This is a genomic window from Allopusillimonas ginsengisoli (assembly GCF_004153455.1).
GTDB classification, from domain to species: Bacteria; Pseudomonadota; Gammaproteobacteria; order Burkholderiales; family Burkholderiaceae_B; genus Allopusillimonas; species Allopusillimonas ginsengisoli.
The window spans coordinates 22847-41662 of sequence record NZ_SDQE01000011.1 but is presented as its reverse complement, the minus strand read 5'-3'; the positions used below and the strand labels follow the sequence as shown (position 1 = coordinate 41662).

At 60.2% G+C, this 18816-nt stretch carries 16 protein-coding genes; 9 read left to right on the top strand and 7 right to left on the bottom strand.

The genetic code is table 11. The features are described 5' to 3' along the window. The first annotated feature begins 41 nt into the window (after positions 1 to 41). On the top strand, positions 42 to 1046 hold the full coding sequence (locus ERE07_RS16745) for a BMP family protein (RefSeq protein ID WP_130010195.1): 1005 nt from the start codon (positions 42 to 44) through the stop codon (positions 1044 to 1046). 7 nt (positions 1047 to 1053) lie between these two features. On the opposite strand, the gene ERE07_RS16740 is transcribed toward ERE07_RS16745, so the two are convergent. After that, complete coding sequence (locus ERE07_RS16740; protein ID WP_130010194.1) at positions 1054 to 1740, bottom strand: GntR family transcriptional regulator; 687 nt, start codon at positions 1738 to 1740, stop codon at positions 1054 to 1056. Between the two features lie 130 nt (positions 1741 to 1870). Here ERE07_RS16740 and ERE07_RS16735 point away from each other — a divergent pair, with 130 nt between their 5' ends. From ERE07_RS16735 to ERE07_RS16715, 5 genes are read left to right on the top strand one after another with little or no spacing between them, the layout of a single operon-like run. Continuing rightward, the gene (locus ERE07_RS16735) at positions 1871 to 2884 is read left to right on the top strand and encodes an ABC transporter substrate-binding protein (protein WP_130010193.1); all 1014 of its coding nucleotides are present in this window, start codon (positions 1871 to 1873) and stop codon (positions 2882 to 2884) included. A 2-nt stretch (positions 2885 to 2886) separates the two neighbouring features. Then, complete coding sequence (locus ERE07_RS16730; protein ID WP_130010192.1) at positions 2887 to 3669, top strand: ABC transporter ATP-binding protein; 783 nt, start codon at positions 2887 to 2889, stop codon at positions 3667 to 3669. Beyond that, entirely contained in the window at positions 3666 to 4532 is an 867-nt protein-coding gene (locus tag ERE07_RS16725; RefSeq protein ID WP_130010191.1) for an ABC transporter permease, read from the top strand. The genes ERE07_RS16730 and ERE07_RS16725 overlap by 4 nt, the downstream gene beginning before the upstream one ends. A gap of 17 nt (positions 4533 to 4549) precedes the next feature. Continuing rightward, positions 4550 to 6277 (top strand): L-arabinonate dehydratase, encoded by a 1728-nt coding sequence (gene araD, locus ERE07_RS16720; RefSeq protein ID WP_130010190.1) that lies wholly within the window; start codon positions 4550 to 4552, stop codon positions 6275 to 6277. Positions 6278 to 6287: 10 nt separating this feature from the next. Next, entirely contained in the window at positions 6288 to 7007 is a 720-nt protein-coding gene (locus ERE07_RS16715; protein ID WP_130010189.1) for a ribonuclease activity regulator RraA, read from the top strand. 33 nt (positions 7008 to 7040) lie between these two features. Here ERE07_RS16715 and ERE07_RS16710 read toward each other — a convergent pair whose 3' ends face one another. After that, complete coding sequence (locus tag ERE07_RS16710; RefSeq protein ID WP_130010188.1) at positions 7041 to 8525, bottom strand: nucleobase:cation symporter-2 family protein; 1485 nt, start codon at positions 8523 to 8525, stop codon at positions 7041 to 7043. Positions 8526 to 8754: 229 nt separating this feature from the next. On the opposite strand from ERE07_RS16710, the gene ERE07_RS16705 reads away from it, so the two are divergent. Then, entirely contained in the window at positions 8755 to 10041 is a 1287-nt protein-coding gene (locus ERE07_RS16705; RefSeq protein ID WP_130010187.1) for an MFS transporter, read from the top strand. Between the two features lie 54 nt (positions 10042 to 10095). Here ERE07_RS16705 and ERE07_RS16700 read toward each other — a convergent pair whose 3' ends face one another. Further along, on the bottom strand, positions 10096 to 11286 hold the full coding sequence (locus ERE07_RS16700; protein WP_130010186.1) for an acetylornithine transaminase: 1191 nt from the start codon (positions 11284 to 11286) through the stop codon (positions 10096 to 10098). 68 nt (positions 11287 to 11354) lie between these two features. Beyond that, complete coding sequence (locus ERE07_RS16695; RefSeq protein WP_130010185.1) at positions 11355 to 12251, bottom strand: EamA family transporter; 897 nt, start codon at positions 12249 to 12251, stop codon at positions 11355 to 11357. A gap of 171 nt (positions 12252 to 12422) precedes the next feature. Here ERE07_RS16695 and ERE07_RS16690 point away from each other — a divergent pair, with 171 nt between their 5' ends. Next, positions 12423 to 13304 carry an MOSC domain-containing protein gene (locus ERE07_RS16690; protein ID WP_130010184.1) on the top strand — a complete coding sequence of 294 codons (882 nt, stop codon included), beginning with the start codon at positions 12423 to 12425 and terminating at the stop codon, positions 13302 to 13304. A gap of 19 nt (positions 13305 to 13323) precedes the next feature. Here ERE07_RS16690 and ERE07_RS16685 read toward each other — a convergent pair whose 3' ends face one another. From ERE07_RS16685 to dinB, 3 genes are all read right to left on the bottom strand, one after another. Then, positions 13324 to 13986 (bottom strand): amino acid ABC transporter permease, encoded by a 663-nt coding sequence (locus ERE07_RS16685; protein WP_130010183.1) that lies wholly within the window; start codon positions 13984 to 13986, stop codon positions 13324 to 13326. 3 nt (positions 13987 to 13989) lie between these two features. After that, positions 13990 to 14799, bottom strand: coding sequence for a transporter substrate-binding domain-containing protein (locus ERE07_RS16680; protein ID WP_130010182.1), 810 nt, complete (start codon positions 14797 to 14799; stop codon positions 13990 to 13992). A gap of 193 nt (positions 14800 to 14992) precedes the next feature. Further along, positions 14993 to 16162 (bottom strand): DNA polymerase IV, encoded by a 1170-nt coding sequence (gene dinB / locus ERE07_RS16675; RefSeq protein WP_130010181.1) that lies wholly within the window; start codon positions 16160 to 16162, stop codon positions 14993 to 14995. A gap of 211 nt (positions 16163 to 16373) precedes the next feature. On the opposite strand from dinB, the gene nirB reads away from it, so the two are divergent. After that, positions 16374 to 18806 (top strand): nitrite reductase large subunit NirB, encoded by a 2433-nt coding sequence (gene nirB / locus ERE07_RS16670; protein WP_130010180.1) that lies wholly within the window; start codon positions 16374 to 16376, stop codon positions 18804 to 18806. Positions 18807 to 18816: the final 10 nt, after the last annotated feature.

Below are 18816 nucleotides of genomic sequence, written 5' to 3'. Positions count from 1 at the left end.
CGGGGGATGCCGGTGTACACAACGAAAACGGAGACAACATCATGTTCAACCCGCTCAGACGCAAAATCCTGCTTGCCGCTTCCGTATCCGGGCTCGCCGCCTGCTCCCAACCGTTGCGGTTGAACCAGGACAAGCCCAAAGTGGCCGCCCTGTTTTGCGGCAGCACCAGCGATGGCGGCTTTATGCAGGCTGGTTACGAAGGACTCATGCTGGCGCAACGTCGCCTGGGGGTCACGGCAAGCTATCTGGACAAAGTCGCCAACGAGACGGAGGCGCAAGCGGCCGGACTCGAAAAACTTGCCGCGGCAAAGCCGGACCTGATCATCGCCCATGGGGGCCAGAACAACAAGGCCGCCGAGCGCGTTGCCGCCGCCCACCCGGACATTCTTTTCGTCGTCACCCAGGGCAGTGTCACAGGCAGCAATCTCTCAAGCTACGACGTGCTCCAGGAAGAGTCGGCATGGCTGGGGGGCGCCTATGCAGCCATGATGACGCGCACCGGCGTGATTGGCCACCAATCCGGCATCCGTGTGCCGCCCGGCCTGCGCGGCCGCGCCGCCTATGCCGACGGCGCTTTTACCGTAAACCCCAAGATCAAACTGCTCACCAACTTCTCGGGCGCCCAGGATGACATTGCGCTTGCCGACCGGGTCACCCGGGCACAGGCCAAGGCCGGCGCCGACATCATCTTTACCATGCTCAATGCGGGCCGAAGCGGCACCACCGAAGCCTGCCGCGCCCTGGGCATCAAACAGATCGGCAACGTGGCGGACTGGGTTGCCCGCGATCCCGAAGTGTTCATCGGTTCTGCCTACGCAGACGTGGGGATTGGCGTGTTCGAAGCGTGCAAGGACGTTGTGAACAATACGTTCAAGCGCGGCGAGATCTTCAAGGTTGGGCTGCAGAATCCTGAAGCGGTCAGGCTCATTATGTCTGAGCAGACACCCGAAGACGTGAAACAGCGCATTGAGGCCTATCGCAAGCAGATTCTGTCCGGCGAGATTCACGTCAAGAAGCAGTACGGCGGCCCCGAGTTCACGATCTGATCCGCTCTTAACCCGGCGTAAAAAAACCCGGGTGCGATTTGCGTATGGTTTCCGCATACTCCAGCGTACCCGACAGGTGCTGGCGCAGGCTATCCTGGGCTCCCAAGGCATCTCCCGCCTGAATGGCGTCCAGCACCTGACGGTGATCCGCCACAATGCGATCAAGCTTGCCGGCCGCCGGCAGATGCAGGCGCCGCAACCGGTCTATATGGCCGCTGCGGCTGCGCACCAGTCTCCATAAGGCATCTTTGCCTGTGGCCTGGTACATGCTGCGGTGAAACGCCTGATCGGCTTCGGTGAAGCCATCAAAATCGCCCGCATCGCGCAATGCTTCTTGTTGGGCCAACAGGGCAACCAGCCGCGCCAGTAGCGCAGGCGGCCGCATCAGGGCGATTTCGCGCACCAATTCCAGCTCTATCGCCCGGCGCAGAAAATGGGTTTCCTGCGCGTAAGCCATATCAATCAGGCTTACTCGGGTGGCCGATTGCGGGAACACGTCCACCAGTCTTTCTTCAGCCAGTTTCAGCAAGGCTTCGCGCACCGGCGTCTGGCTAATGCCGAATTCCAGCGCCATCTGCGGCCGGGACAACGACGCGCCTGGTTCCAGTTCCAGCGAAACAATTCTGGCCCGCAACAATTCGTAGAGCTGCGGTACCGCATGTCGCGCGCGATCAAACCCGGTCGGTGCATTCATAGATAAAAACAATCAAATTAATTGGCTGATGAAAATTTATCATTTACAACTCATACACTAATATATTAGTATATTTCAAAAGGATTTGCAGCACCTTTTCCACCAAAGGTAGTTCAAACGGAGCGAGACAATGATATCTACACGCAAATATGCCGCGGCTGTGGTCCTGGCTGCCGTCGGCATGGCAGGCACCTGCGCGTACGCGCAGCAAAAAACCGAGATCACCATCACCAAGCAGCCGAGCATTCTGTATTTGCCTGCCCTCGTCATGCAAAAGCAGGAACTGATTGAAAAATACGCGGCCCAGGAAGGCTTGAAAGACCTGAAGGTGAACTGGCGCTCTTTCAGCAGCGGCGGCGCTTCCACCGATGCATTGCTTTCGGATAACGTCGAAATCGTCAACAGCGGCGTAGGCAATCTGTTACTGCTATGGGATCGCACCAAAGGCAAGGTCAAGGGCATTACCACCAACTCGGCGCTGCCGCTGGCGCTGGTGAGCCGCGACCCCAACATCAATTCGCTCAAGGATTTTGGGCCCAAGGACAAGATTGCCGTACCCACCGTACGGGTTTCCACACAGGCAATCTTGCTGCAAATGGCGGCAGAAAAAGAATGGGGTGCGGAAAACTGGTCCAGGCTGGACGCGAATACCGTCCAGCTTGGCCACCCCGATGCGGCAGCCATGCTGGCCAATCCAAACGGCGAGATCAGTACTCACTTCGCGGCGCCCCCCTTCTACTACAAAGAGCTCAAGACAGTGCCCAATGCGCACGTCCTGCTGCGATCGAACGACATCATCGATGGCGGACTGTCACAATCAACGCTGTTCACCACCACCAAGTTTGCTGAGGCCAATCCCGTCATCATCAAGGCTGTGCTGGCGGCATCCAAAGAAGCCATCGGCTTCATCAAGACGCATACGCCCGAAGCCGTGGATATCTATCGTGAAATCAGCGGCGACCAGACGAGCCGCGAGGAGCTGTTGGACATGCTCAAGCAACCCGGCATGATGGACTTTCAGATGGCGCCGGCAGGCTCGATGAAGTTCGCCAGGCATATGGTCAAGGTCGGCATTTTGAAAACCGAACCCGGCGCATGGACGGACTATTTCCTGCCTGAATCCGCCGACCTCAACGGCAGCTGATCATGACGACCGCAACCACGCAGGCCCTGCTGGACGTCGATCGGGTCACACTGCGCTACAAAACACCGGACGCCATCATCACCGCGACCGACCAAGTGAGTTTCACGGTGAATGCGGGAGATCGCTTCGTGTTGCTTGGCCCCTCGGGTTGCGGCAAATCCACACTGCTCAAGGCCGTGGGCGGATATCTGATGCCCGAAGAAGGAGAAATACGCATCAAGGGCAGGCGTGTCGAGCGTCCTGGCGCCGACCGCATGATGGTCTTCCAGGAGTTCGACCAATTGCTGCCCTGGAAGACGGTGCTGGAGAACGTCATGTTCCCCTTGCTGGTTGCGCGCAAAATGCCGCGCAAAGAGGCGCAGGAGCGCGCCCGGGCCTATGTGGAAAAAGTGCATCTGGGCAAGTTTGCCGACAGTTATACGCATCTGCTGTCGGGCGGCATGAAGCAGCGCGTCGCCATCGCACGCGGTATGTGCATGGAGCCGGACATCCTGCTGATGGATGAACCTTTTGCTGCGCTGGATGCGCTCACGCGCCGGCAGATGCAGGACGAGCTGCTTCAGTTGTGGGACGAAACTCGCTTTACGGTCATGTTTGTCACCCACTCCATCGCCGAGGCCATACGCATCGGCAACCGCATTCTGCTGCTGTCGCCTCATCCAGGCGAAGTCAAGGCCGAAGTCAGCAATGTGCAAGCCATCGGCGACGATGCCGCCGCAGCAGCGGGCCTGGAGCAAGAAATTCACGGATTGCTGTTTGATCAAGAAGGAGCACACCCGGCATGACGCGCGCTACGATCACGCTGAAACAGGACACCGCTGCCAGTGAGAACAACAAGCAGGCTGTTCTTGTACGAAAGCTGCCTTTGATATACCGGATCTGGGCCGATGCGTTTGTTCGCAAGTCCGTCATCATCCTGCTGCTGGCTGTCGCCTGGCAAGTGTATGGCACCTTGCTGGACAACCCGCTGCTGTTTCCCACACTCACCGACACTGTGCAATCATTCATCGATCGCATCGCCGACGGCGTCCTGGTCGATCGCGCCTGGACGTCGCTGAAAGTGTTGCTCATGGGCTATGGCATCGGCATACTCATCGCCGCGGTGATCACCATTCTGGCCATCAGCACGCAGATTGGCACTGACTTTCTCGAAGTCATGACGGCGATGTTCAACCCCCTGCCGGCCATCGCGCTGCTCCCCCTGGCCCTGATCTGGTTTGGCCTGGGCACCACCAGCATCGTCTTTGTGCTGCTGCACTCTGTCGTATGGGTCGTGGCGCTGAATACACAGTCAGGGTTCATGGCGGTATCACAGACCCTGCGCATGGTGGGGCGCAACTACGAGCTGACCGGCCTGAGCTATGTGGCCCGCATTCTCATCCCTGCCGCCTTTCCGTCCATTCTCACCGGCCTGAAAATTGGCTGGGCCTTCGCCTGGCGCACGCTGATCGCCGCCGAGCTGGTCTTTGGCGTGGCCTCCGGCAAAGGCGGCCTGGGGTGGTTCATCTTCGAAAACCGCAACCTGCTCGACATCCCCGCAGTCTTTGCTGGCCTGCTTACCGTGATCATCATTGGTTTGGTCGTCGAAAACTTTGTCTTCAGGCTGATTGAAAAGAAAACGGTACGCCGCTGGGGCATGCAAAGCTAACTGACGCAGGCACGCAAATGAAAAAACCTGAAACGCTACGAAGCGCGCGCTGGTTCGCGCCGGACGACTTGCGCGGCTTTGGCCATCGCTCGCGCATGATGCAGATGGGCTACGGCCCCGAAGACTGGGCAGGCAAACCTGTTGTGGGCATCATCAACACCTGGTCCGACATCAATCCCTGTCACGCGCATTTCAAGCAACGTGTCGAAGATATCAAGCGCGGTGTACTGCAAGCGGGCGGCTTTCCCATAGAGCTGCCTGCGCAATCACTGGCGGAGCAATATGTCAAACCTTCGACCATGCTCTATCGCAATTTGCTCGCGCTCGAAACCGAGGAACTCATTCGCTGCCATCCCATAGACGGTGTGGTGTTGATGGGAGGCTGCGACAAGACCACGCCCGCGCTGCTGATGGGCGCCACCAGTGCCGGTGTCCCCGCGATCTATGTGCCGGCCGGCCCCATGCTGCGCGGCAACTGGGAAGGCAAGACCCTGGGCTCGGGCTCCGATGCGTGGAAATACTGGGATGAGCGGCGCGCGGGCAAGATTACGCCTGTGCAGTGGCTTGGTATCGAAGGCGGGATTGCGCGCTCGCACGGCCACTGCATGACGATGGGCACCGCCAGCACCATGACCGCCATCGCCGAGGCGCTGGGAATGACGCTGCCCGGCGCATCCTCTATCCCCGCCCCCGATGTGAATCATATGCGCATGTGCGCCGCATCCGGCAGGCGCATCGTCGAAATGATTCATGAAGACCTGACACCGGACAAGATACAGTCGCATGCCTCCTTTATCAACGCCATCCACGTTGCCATGGCCATGGGGTGCTCGACCAATGCCATCATCCATGTCATCGCGCAAGCCAGGCGCGCAGGTTGCGAGATCAGCCTGGCCGACTTCGACAGCGCCAGCCGCAAGATTCCCGTCATTGCCAATATTCGGCCGACGGGAGACCGCTATCTGATGGAAGACTTTTATTATGCGGGCGGCCTGCGCGCCATGATGGTCCAGATGAAATCCCATCTGGATCTGAACGTGATGACCGTCAGCGGACAGACACTCGGTGCGACACTGCAAGGCGCTGAAGTCTACAACGACGATGTGATCCGCAGCCTGGACAACCCCATTTATGCTGAGGGCTCGCTGGCGGTGCTCAAGGGCAACCTGGCGCCGGACGGCTGCGTGATCAAGCCAGCGGCTGCCGAGAAACGCCTGTTGCACCATACCGGCAAGGCGCTGGTCTTTGACAGCTATCCGGACATGAAGGCCAGAATCAACCAGCCCGATCTGGAGGTCACCGCCGACCATGTGCTGGTGCTGCGCAACGTCGGACCACAAGGCGGACCCGGCATGCCTGAATGGGGCATGATTCCGATCCCGCAAAAGCTCATTGAACAGGGCGTGCGCGACATGGTGCGCATCTCGGACGCGCGCATGAGCGGCACCAGCTATGGCGCCTGCATTCTGCATGTGGCGCCCGAAGCCTATATCGGCGGGCCATTAGCGCTGGTGCAAACGGGGGACGAAATCACCGTAAACCTGACCGAACGCCGCATCTCCCTGAATGTCACACCCGCCGAACTGGCCAGGCGCGAAGCAGCCAGAACGCCGCCACCCCCGCGCTATGGGCGCGGTTACGGATGGATGTTCTCCCGCCACATTCAGCAGGCGGACAGCGGTTGTGATTTCGATTTCCTGCAGACCGGCTTTGGTCCGACCGCGGGTGAGCCAGACATCTTCTAGGAGTGCATACATGTCCGCATTAACGCCAGCCATCAGGGCGCAGCTTGAGCACGTAAGCGTCGCTACCGTCACCACGACCTTGTTCAAGCGCGGCTTGCGCAACCAGCTCATCCAGGGTGTCTACCCAGTCGGCAAGGCCAGGCGCCGCATGATAGGCCCTGCTTTCACGCTGCGCTACATCCCGGCGCGGGAAGACCTGAACCAACTGTCAGTCTTTCGCGATCATGACCATCCGCAGCGCAAGGCCGTGGAAGAATGCCCCGAGAACGCGGTACTGGTCATGGACAGCCGCAAGGATGGCCGCGCCGCTTCGGCTGGCGGCATTCTGGTCACCCGTCTCCAGCAGCGCGGTGTGGCAGGCGTTGTGACCGATGGGGGCTTTCGCGATTCGCCCGAGATCGCTCTGCTGGATATACCTGCCTACCATCACAACCCCTCTCCTCCCACCAATCTGACACATCATCAGGCGATCGCCATCAATGAACCCATAGGCTGCGGCGATGCACCCGTTTTTCCGGGCGATATCCTGTTTGGCGATGAAGAGGGGGTGGTCGTGATTCCGGCGCATCTGGTCGGCGAGATCGCCCAGGAAGCGTTCGAGATGACCGCCTTTGAGGATTTCGTGACGGAGAAGGTGCGCGAAGGGCGCTCCATACTCGGACTCTATCCCGCGACAGACCCGCGCACACAGCCCGAGTTCGAGGCCTGGCGCAAACAGAACGGGCGCTGATCAGCGCCCGGTCCCTGCCTGCTTACGCAGCGCTCAATGTTCTGCGTTCAGGGCAGCCTGGACGCACGCTTCGTCGTCTTTGGCGGCGCCATTGAAAAACAGATTGAGTGCCAGTGCCGAAATGGAGGTCAGCAGAATGCCCGACTCAATCAGGGGATGAATGGCATGCGGCATCCACTGGCGGAAATGAGGGGCCACCAGCGGGATCATGCCCACACCGATGGAAATCGCCACAATCATCGCGTTGTTGCGATTGTTCTTGAAGTCCACGCCCGCCAGGATACGGATGCCCGTCGCCGTGACCATGCCGAACATCACAATGCCGGCACCACCCAGCACCACTGTCGGCAACGATTCCACCAGTGCCGCCAGCTTGGGCAGCAGGCCGAAAATCACCAGAATGACGCCGCCGGCCACGCAGACGAAACGGCTGCGTACCCCTGTCACCGCCACCAGGCCTACGTTCTGCGAGAAGCTGGAATACGGAAAGGTATTAAAGATACCGCCCAGCAGCGTCCCCAGGCCATCGGTGCGCAGACCACGCGCCAGATCCTGTTCCGTCACGGGCTTGCCGGTCATTTCGCCCAGCGCCAGGAACATGCCCGTGGACTCGATCATGACCACAATCATCACCAGCGTCATGGTGCCTATCATGATGGGGTCAAAAATGGGCATGCCGAAGTGGAAAGGCAGAATGATATCGACCCAGTCGGCACGCGCCACTTTCTCGAACGTCATCAGGCCCAGCGCCCAGGACAGGACGCCACCAATCGCAATCCCCAGCAACACTGCGACGTTTGAGGCGAAGCCTTTGAAATACTTGGTGACCAGCAGGATGGATACCAGCACCACCGCGGCAATCCCGACGCCCATCAAATCGCCATACCGCGGATTAGGCACAGAGGGCATGATAGACAGCCCATCGGGCAACGGCGGCAATGCGGAGCCTGGCGCATTGCCCAGCGACGCTGCCTTCTTGAGCCACTCTGTGTAGGTCGGATCCACCAGATTGGGGGCGGTTGGACCAACCGGATTGCCGAATATCCAGTTCACGCCGACCCGCATCAGTGTGATGCCGATAATGGCAATAATGGTTCCTGTCACGACGGGCGGAAAGAATCGCAGCAGGCGACTGACCGTCGGGGCGATGAGGATGGCAATAATACCCGCCCCGATAATCGTCCCGAACAATAGACGCGCCCCTTCATGCCCGGGTGCATTGCCCGCTATGGACACCATGGGGCCCACTGCGGCAAAGGTTACGCCCATCATCACTGGCAGCTTGATGCCGAACCACTGGGTCGCGCCGAGTGACTGAATAATGGTGACCAAACCGCAGCAGAACAGGTCGGCCGCGATCAGAAAGGCCACCTCCTCGGAGCTCAGATTCAAAGCACGGCCGACAATCAGCGGTACAGCCACCGCGCCGGCATACATGACCAGCACGTGCTGCAATCCCAGCACCGCCAGTTTTCCCCCCGAAAGGCGTTCATCGCTGAACACTTCTGTCTTGTTCATACCAGTCTCCAATAATGTGGTATTTATGAGAGGCAGATTACTGGATTTTCGAACGCTTAAAACTAGCTGAAATAGATAAACCTCTTGCCGAAATTCATATAACCCGGTGGAAACCCTAAGACGGGGGAAGACATCTGGAGTAAAGTATCTAATTACCTCGGGTTTTGAGCTAATTACCACAGGCTCTTGAACGAGCCTTACGATACTGTCACGGATCACGGCAATAACGATGTTCACACAACAACGAGAAAGCGGGCTTTATTTTGGCTGGTATATCGTTGGCGCGGCAACGCTGTTGACGCTGCTTACCGTTGGCATGCGGCTGAGTGTCGGGCCGTTCTTTCTGCCCATTGCCCAAGACCTGGGGCTGTCGCGCAGCGAATTGTCAGGCATCGTGGCGCTTGGCATGATGGTCTATGGCTTGGGCATGCCGCTGGCGGGGCAGCTTGTCAGCGCCTGGGGCACCCGCGCGGTATTGCTGCTGGGCACCGCCATTGTGGCGGCATCCATCCTGGGAACCATACTGACCACCAGCATCGTCGGCCTGACCCTGTATTTCGGTATCTTTCTTTCCATCGGTCTGGCATTTACCAGCCCGGTGTCGCTGACACCCGTCATCAGCCGCTGGTTCGTACGGCAGCGGGGGATGGCACTGATACTGCTGTCGGCGGGCTCCATGGCCGGGATCGCCATCCTGACGCCGGCATTCACCTCGGCAATCGAAACCTTTGGATGGCGCGAGGCCATGGTCGGATTCGCGGCCTTGTTTGCCCTGATCACCGTGCCCGCCGCGCTGTTTGTGATCCGCGAGCAGGCGCCAGACAACGCAGACATGTTTACGGGCAGGCCTGCCCGGCAGGACGCCAAAGCCGCGGCCCGACCCGCTCCCCGCAATTTTGTCGTGCCCAGTCAGGCGCCGAGCCTGCGCCTGAAAGATGCGCTGCGCACCCTGCCGTTTTGGCAGTTGACCCTGGGGCTCTTTGCCTGTGGGTTCAGCATGAATCTGCTGGGCACCCACGGCATGCCCATGCTGATGGACCATGGTTTCGGGCCCCACACCAGCTCATTTGGCATCGCCCTGATTGGCGTGGTCGCTATCGCCAGTTCCTTTGCCCTGGGCCGGCTGTCCGATATCGTGCAGCGACGCAACATCCTGGCCCTGATCTATATCGTGCGCGGCCTGGGATTTTTGGGGCTGGTCGAAGCGGCCGCCCCCTGGCAGCTGTACAGCGTGGCGGCCATCGGCGGCATTGTCTGGGCGGGCAGCGTCGCGCTTTCCTCGGCCATCATGGCAGACGTCTATGGCACGCGGCTGGTGGGCGTGCTCTGCGGATGGGCGTATGTCGGCCACCAGTTGGGCGGAACGCTCAGCGCGTGGCTGGGCGGGTGGGCCTACGAGGTGTTCCATACCCACCTGATCGCGTTCGGCATGGCCGGCCTCCTGCTGTTCGCGGCAGCGGCCATTTCACTGCGCCTGCCCTTGCGCGGCGTCCAGCTGCGCATGCAGACGGCCTGAAAAAAGCCTGCATCGCTGCAGGCTTTTTGACTTCACCCATCCGGGCAAACAGGCTTAACGGCGCACCTTGGAGATCACATCGTCGAGCATGGTCAGCATCTGGTCGACCTCTTGCTCCGTGACGTTGAGCGCAGGCATGAAGCGCAACAGGCTGGCGCGCGGCGCGTTCAACAGCAAGCCCTCGGGGCCCATGTCCCGCGCGGTGTCGACGAGAGCCGGACCGTCGTCGCGGTCCAGCATCAACGCGCGCAGCAGGCCTTCGCCACGCTCGCCCTGCATACCCCATTTGGAAGCCAGCGCCAGCAGGCCTTCGGAAAGCTGTTTGGCGCGAGCGTTGACAGAATCCAGGAAGCCGGGCGCCATCAGCGTGTCGAAGATGGCGACGCCCGCGGCTGTCATCAGCGGATTGCCGTTGTAAGTGCCGCCCTGATCGCCATGCTTGAACACGCAGACCTCTTCGCGGGCGCACAAGGCCGCCAGCGGCACGCCGCCGCCGATGCCCTTGCCCAGCGTCATGATGTCCGGCTGAACGCCGGACAGCTCATAGGCGAACATCTTGCCGCTGCGGCCATAGCCCGTCTGGACCTCATCCACGATCAGCAGCAGGCCTTTTTCGTCGGCCAGGGCGCGCAGGCCCTGCATGAACTCGCGTGTTGCCGGAATGACACCCGCTTCGCCCTGGATAGGCTCAAGCATGATGGCGACGGTCTGGTCGTCGACCAGCGCCCGCACGGAATCCAGATCATTCAGTTCCGCCTTGGGGAAGCCTTCGACCTGCGGCGCGAAAATGCGATCCCAGCCCGGCTTGCCCGAGGCAGACATGGTTGCCAGCGTACGGCCGTGGAAACTGTGGTCGAAGGTGATAATCTTGTAGGCGCCGTTGCGCTTGAGCTGGCCCCATTTGCGCGCCAGCTTGATGGCGCCCTCGTTGGCCTCCGCACCGCTGTTGGCAAAGAAAACCCGATCGAAACAGGACGCGCCCGTAATGCGCTTGGCCAGATCCATCGAGGGCTTGTTGTAAAAAGCAGGGGACGGATTGATCAGCGTTGCCGCCTGGCTGTTCAGCGCCTTGACGACCGATGGCGGGCAATGGCCCAGCGAGTTCACCGCCCAGCCTTGCACGAAATCCAGATATCGTTTGCCGTGGTGGTCCTCAAGCCACGAGCCTTGCCCGCGCACGAAAACCAGCTCGGGACGCGATGTGATTTCCATAAGCGCGTCCACGCCCGACTGATCGAATTTCATGATGACATCCTGTAGTAAAAGAGGTGAAAAGATGACAGCAAACCCAAGGGCTCCTTGAGCCGAGGATTTTACCCCAGTGGGCGGCGCACCGCGGCAAACCTGCCCAGCAGCCTTGGACCGAAGAGATTCACGGCCAGGCCCGCCATCACCACCAGGCCACCATACCATTGCACGACGGCCAGATGTTCGTTCAGCAACAGTGCGGACGACAACAGCCCCAGTACCGGCACGAGCAGGCTGAGCGGCGCGACTTTGCCTGCCGGGTAGCGAGCCAGCAGGCGCCCCCACAGCGAATAGCCGACAATCGTCGCAACGCCGGCAAGATAGACCACCGACAGCACGCCCACATAACTGATGTTGGCCAGACTGGACCACATCAGCTCGGGCCCTTCATACCGCCATGACAGCGCAAGAAAAGGCAGGGGCGGTATCAAGGCGCCCCAGATCACCAGGGGCAGCATGTCGATCTTGCCCGCGCCCTTGACGACAATATTGCCCGATGCCCAGCAAAACGCCGCGACCAGTGTCAGCACAAAGCCGATCAGCGTCATCGTACCGGCTTCGGCGCCCTGTTCAATCAGCACGAGGCCGCCGGCCGCCACGACCATCCCGAGCAGATTGTTCCAGCGCAGCCGCTCGCTCATGAATACCGCGGCAATCAATACGGTAAAGAAGGCCTGTGCCTGCAACACCAGCGACGCCAGCCCGGCGGGCATGCCCACCGACATCGCAATAAACAGGAACACAAACTGGCCCAGGCTAATGGTGAGCCCATAGAGGACAATGATGCGCCAGGGAAGCTGCGGGCGCTTGATGAAGAACACAGCGGGAAAGGCCACGAAGAAAAAGCGCAGCGCCCCCAGCAGCAGCGGCGGTACTTCGCTGAGCCCGAGCTTGATCACAACAAAATTCAGGCCCCAGGCGACAATGACCACCAACGCCGCCAACGTATCCTTGAGTGGCATGCATGCACCTTTGCCGACGCCAGGCGAGCACTTCGCCGGTCAGCGGAAAACGTCCAAAAAACGGTATTATGCGCCAGAAGGACTGTGTCCGATTTCCGTGCCCGCGTTTATCTGAGACATTCTTTCGTCAACCCTTCTACGCACCCGTTCCCCTACACGCAGATTATTCCCATGACCGTTCGCATCCTCAGCCTGCACAGCTATCCCATCAAATCCTGCGCCGGCGTCAACCATGACCAGGCCACGATTCTTCGCGGGGGGCTGCCCATGGATCGCCACTGGGTCATTGTCGACAGCAAAGGCATCTTCATGACGCAGCGCCAGTACGCGCGCATGGCCCTGGTACAGCCAGGCCTGCCGGATGGGGCGAACGGCGATCTGACCCTGTCGGCGCCAGGCATGCCGCAGCTGGCCGTAAGCGGCCAGCTGCCTGCAAATGATCCGCAGCAGGTGTCCGTGCGCATCTGGGCCGCCGACACCACTGGCTTTGACGAAGGCGACGCGGCCGCTCAATGGCTGAGCCAGTTCCTGGGCGTCTCCTGCCGCCTGTTGCGCGTACACCCTCGCGCGAACCGCGTGGCAAGCCCCAAGCATGTCGATGCATGGCTCACGCGCAACCGGGAATGGGCCGGCGACTTTCCCGCCAGCCATCCCTTCGCGTTCGCGGACGGCTTTCCTTTTCTGGTGGCAGGGCAACAGTCGCTCGAGGAGCTGAACCGCCGCCTTGTCGCCAAGGGGCAGCCTGCGGTGCCCATGAATCGTTTCCGCCCCAACATTGTGCTGGACGGGCTGGATCCCTACGAAGAAGACTATCTTTCGGCCATGCGCGCCGGCGCCATGACGTTTGCCTTTGTCAAACGCTGCGCGCGCTGCCCTATTCCCAATATCGATCAGGCCACGGCCCTGTCGGCGCCTGAGCCCGGCATCACCCTGGCCGAACACCGCCAGTTTCCCGACGGCGTGTTGTTCGGCGTCAATGCCGTGGTGGCGGGGGCGGACGATGGCGCCCTGCTCCGGGTGGGCGATGACGTCGAGCCCGAATTCGATCTTTAATCAAGCAGTAAGAAGGTCTTCAGGTGTTGCGCACACTGCGGCCAAAATAGCGTTCGAGCCGGCCCTGCACGCCTTCCAGGCAAAGACTCATCACCCAGTAAATACCCGCCGCCGCCAGATACAGGGGCAAAGGCTGGAACGTGGTGGCAATCACATCCTTGGTCGCCAGCAGCAGCTCGGTGACGGTAATCACAGAGACCAGGGAGGTATCCTTGATCAGGCTGATCAGGGAATTGCTCATCGCGGGCACCGCCAGGCGAAAAGCCTGGGGCAACACCACATAATGCAGATTCTGCCGGTACGTAAGCCCCAGGCTATAGCCCGCCGACCACTGGCCGCGGCTGATGCCCAGGATGGCGCCGCGCAGGCTCTCGGAAATATACGCGCCCGCATTCAGGCTGAGCGCCAGAATGCCGGCCGTCAGCGGCTCGAATGATATCCCGACGCTGGGCAGGCCGTAATAAACAATGAATACCTGCACCAGCAGCGGCGTGCCGCGCATCATGCTGACATAGACCTGGGCCGGCACTTGCGTCCAGCGGCTGGGGATAATACGCGCCACCGCCAGCAATATGCCAATGAGCAGGCCGCCCAGCATCGCCGAAAACGCAAAAATCAAGGTATAGCCGGCGCCCTTGAGCAATATCGGGGCGGCCAGCGCCATCAACGCCATAAAATCCATGGACTATTCCGGCTTGCGTACTTTGCTGACGTCGATGCCAAACCATTTTTCGGAAATCCTGGCAAACTCGCCATCCGCAAACGAATCCTCCAGGGCCTTGTTCAGGGCTTTTTGGAATTCGGGATTGCCCTTGCGAAAGGGAATGCCGTTGAACTTGGGTTCGCCGACAATGGCGCCACCCCTGATGGGAATATTCGACGTTTTGACAAGATAGGCCGTCATCAACTGATCATTGAGCGCCGCATCCACACGACGGCTGACCAGGTCGGACAAATACTCGGGGGCGCCGGGATAGCTCTTGACGTCTACGCCTTCCTGCGACTTGGCCAATGCCTCATAGTTGCTGCCTTGCGATACGCCCAGCTTCTTGCCCTTGAGATCGGCAAAGCTTTTGTAATCGCTGTCATCGTTCTTGCGCAGAATGAGCTGGGGGCTGGACGCCACATACGGCACGGAGAAGTCGAACGCCTTTTGGCGCTCCGGTGTAATCCCGACTTGATTCACGATGGCATCGAACTTGCCCGAACTCAGGCCGGCCAGGATGGCGCTCCATTCGGTTTTGACGAATTGCGCCTTGACGCCCAATCTGTCGGCAATGAGATTGGCCACGTCGATATCAAAGCCTTCTAGCTGGCCTGTCTTGGTATCAATGTAATTAAAAGGGGGGTAGGTTCCCTCGACACCCACGATCAACGCACCGCGCGCCTTGACGGTATCGAGCAGGTCTTCGGCGTGGGCAACGCCGCCCGTCGCAAGTGAAAATGCCACGGCGCCCACGGCCAGCAGGCCGCGTACAAAATAGGAAGGCTTCATTATTGGTTCCGTAAAAAAGCGGTAATGGCCATGTCGGTCAACGCATGGCCGCTGGCTCTTCATGCTACCAAGCCTGCTCCATTTTTATAACAACGGGTTAATAACAAATATATTCCTTCCTGTTATTAGACCAGCATGAAAAACGGAAGATTGTTATTAAATAATACCGCTCCGCAGGCGCGAACGGTTTTATTTAATACAGGCTTAGCTGCACAGGTTCGTGCATTATCGCCCCGCTGCCTTGCTGCAGGCCGCTGGCGCGCACGCCCAGCAGCCGGATGCGCTTGTCCAGCGACACCCTGCGCAGACATGCCCCGGCGGCGCGCCGTATGGCGTCTGCATCGCTGATGGGCACCGGCAGCGTGACATCGCGAGTCACCGTCTGGAAGTCATCGAACCGCAGTTTGATGCCTATGGTGCGGCTGACATAGCCCTTGCGCTCCAGATCACCCTGCAACAGTTCGCACAGCCGTCTGAAGATGCCCGACAGCTCGTTACGATCACGGCGTACATCCAGATCGCGGTCGAAGGTTGTTTCGCGGCTGATGGACTTGGGTTCTGACGACGTGCGCACTGGGCGATCATCCACCCCCTGCGCAACCTCCACCAGCCAGCGCGCATAGCTCAGGCCGAAGTGCGCCTGCAGAAATGCCGGTTTGGCCTGCGCCAGTTGCGCGATCGTCTCTATGCCCAGCGCCTGCAGCCTGGCGTTGGCCTTGGGCCCGATGCCATTGACCTTGCCCACGGCCAGCGGCCAGATTCTGCGCTGCAAATCGCCCGGGCCGATGAGGGTGATGCCGTCGGGTTTGTCGAGTTCGGATGCCAGCTTGGACAACAGCTTGTTGGGCGAAATACCGATTGAACAGGTCAGGCCGGTGGCTTGCCTGACCGCCGCCTTGAGCCGCTGGGCAAGCGCCTGCGATGCCTCGGGCAGCAGCGTGAGATCGATATAGATTTCATCAATGCCCCGGTCTTCGATCACCGGTGCAATCTGCGCCACCGCCTGCTTGAATAGCCTGGAATAGTGCCGATACGCGGCAAAGTCCACGGGCAGCAACACAGCATCTGGCGCGAGTTGCGCGGCCTTCATCATCCCCATGGCCGAAAACACGCCGAGCGCGCGCGCTTCGTAGGTTGACGTCGTGACCACGCCGCGCCCGGCGTAGCTGCGCAAACGGGAAAATTCGCGGCGGCCATCGGGCCAGGTGCGCGGCTGGTGGCGGCTGCCGCCCCCTATTACTACTGCCTGACCACGCAGTTCCGGATAGCGCAGGAGCTCCACCGATGCGTAGAAGGCATCCATGTCCAGGTGCGCAATGCGCCGCTCAGGCGCGGCAGGATCCGGCGGTGGAAGAGTGCCCATGACAGTATCGCTGTATGAATGCACAGCATTATAGAACACTGGCACGATAACAGTGCCAAGGCTTGCGCAGCGCACGATTCTGGTGCAACGCACCATGGGAGGATTGCCGCAAGGAGATGCTCTTCCGCCCAAGCACAGGGTGGGGAGCTTCTGAACACAAGCTGGCATGCGTTTTGCGTGAGCAGGGGTGACAGATTCCACGAGGCACCAGATGAAGACATACAAGTTAGTCGTCGTCGGCAATGGCATGGCCGGCATACGCACGATCGAAGAACTGCTCAGACTTGATCCGGATCTCTATGACATTACCGTGTTCGGTTCCGAGCCGCACCCCAACTACAACCGCATCCTGCTCTCTCCGGTGCTGACTGGCGAGCAGACCTTGCAGGACATCGTGCTGAACGACCTGGATTGGTATCGCGAAAACAATGTCACGCTGCACCTGAATACAAGCGTGATCCGGATCAACCGCGCGCGCAAGGAAGTTGTCGCCAGCAACGGGATCACCGCGAACTATGATCGTCTGCTGCTGGCCACCGGTTCACATCCCATTATTTTGCCAGTGCCGGGCCATGATCTGAGTGGCGTCATCACGTTTCGCGACATACGCGATGTGAACCTGATGATAGACGCGGCCAGCCGCGTCAAGCACGCAGTGGTCATCGGCGGCGGCCTGCTCGGGCTGGAGGCCGCCAACGGGCTGGCAATGCGCGGCATGGATGTTTCCGTGGTGCATCTGGGCAGCTCGCTGCTCGACCGGCAGCTTGACGGCACGGCAGCAGCCCTGCTGCAAAAGCGCCTGGAAGACCGCGGGCTGGCCTTTCTGATGCAGCGGCAGACGCAAGCGATTCTGGGTGACGTGCACGGCAATGTACGCGCCCTGCGCTTTCAGGACGGCAGCGAAATCAACACTGCACTGGTCGTCATGGCCGTCGGTATCCGCCCCAACACAGACCTCGCGGCATCGGCCGGCATTCACACCGACCGCGGCATCGTCGTCAACGATACCCTGCAAACCTTCGACCCAAGTATCTACGCCGTGGGCGAGTGTGTCAGCCATCGCGGCATGGCCTACGGCCTTGTAGCGCCCTTGTTCGAGCAGGCCAAGGTAGCCGCCAACCATCTGGCCATGTTCGGCATCAGTCGTTATGCGGGCAGCACAACCTCGACCAAGCTCAAAGTGACCGGCATTGACGTGTTTTCCGCGGGCGATTTCGTTGGCGGCTCGCAGACCGAAGCCATCACATTGGCCGACCCGGTGGGCGGTGTATACAAGAAACTGGTGATACGCGACGATAAGCTGGTGGGCGCCTGCCTGTATGGCGACACGGTCGATGGCGCCTGGTATTTTCGGCTGATCCGCGAAGGCAAGTCCATTGCCCAGTTGCGCGAACATCTGATGTTCGGCGAAGGGTCCATCGGCGATACCGGCCACGCTGGCGAGAACAGCATCGCCAATATGCCCGACAGCACCGAAGTCTGCGGCTGCAACGGCGTGTGCAAGGGGACGATCGTCAAGGCCATTCGGGAACAAGGCCTGTTCACCGTCGACGACGTCAAGAAGCACACCAAGGCCGCAAGTTCTTGCGGATCATGCGCGGGATTGGTCGAGCAGATACTCATCAGTTGTGTCGGTGGCGCTGCCGACATCAAGCCCAAGACCGAAAAGCCGCTCTGTGGCTGCACAGAGTTCACCCATGGAAATATCCGCAAGGCCATACGCGAACAGCACCTGACCAGTGTTTCCGATGCCATGCGCTTTCTTGAGTGGCGTAGCTCGGACGGCTGCGCAAGCTGCCGGCCCGCGCTCAACTACTACGTGCTCTCGACCTGGCCCGGCGAAGCGCGCGACGATTCCCAGTCTCGCCTCATCAACGAGCGTGCGCACGCCAATATTCAGAAAGATGGCACGTATTCCGTGGTGCCGCGCATGTGGGGCGGCGTCACGACGCCTGCACAGCTGCGCCGCATTGCGGATGTCGCGGACAAATACAAGGTACCCATGGTCAAGGTGACAGGCGGGCAGCGCATCGATTTGCTTGGCATTCGAAAAGATGACCTCCCTGCGGTCTGGAAAGATCTGGACATGCCCTCCGGCTATGCCTACGGCAAAAGCCTGCGTACCGTCAAAACCTGCGTGGGCAAAGCCTTCTGCCGCTTTGGTACGCAGGACTCCACGGGCATGGGTATCGCGCTGGAGAAAGAACTCGCAGGCATGGGCAGTCCGCACAAGGTCAAGCTGGCGGTGTCGGGGTGCCCTCGCAATTGCGCCGAATCCGGCATCAAGGATATCGGCATCATCGCCGTGGATTCTGGGTGGGAGCTGTACGTGGGCGGCAATGGCGGCATCAAGACAGAAGTCGCGCAGTTCTTCGTCAAGCTGCAAACGGCTGAGGAAGTGCTCGAGCACTGCGGCGCCTTCCTGCAGCTTTACCGCGAAGAGGCCTTCTATCTGGAGCGCACCTGCCATTACCTGGATCGCGTGGGACTGGAGCACGCCAAGGCCCGCGTCGTCGGCGACGCCGCCAACCGCGCTCAACTGTATGCACGGCTGAAGTTCGCCCTGTCCTTTGTTAAAGATCCCTGGGCCGAGCGCGTGGCTGCCTCACCGGCACGCCGCGAATTCGAAACCTTGTCGGTATGACGATGAGCCG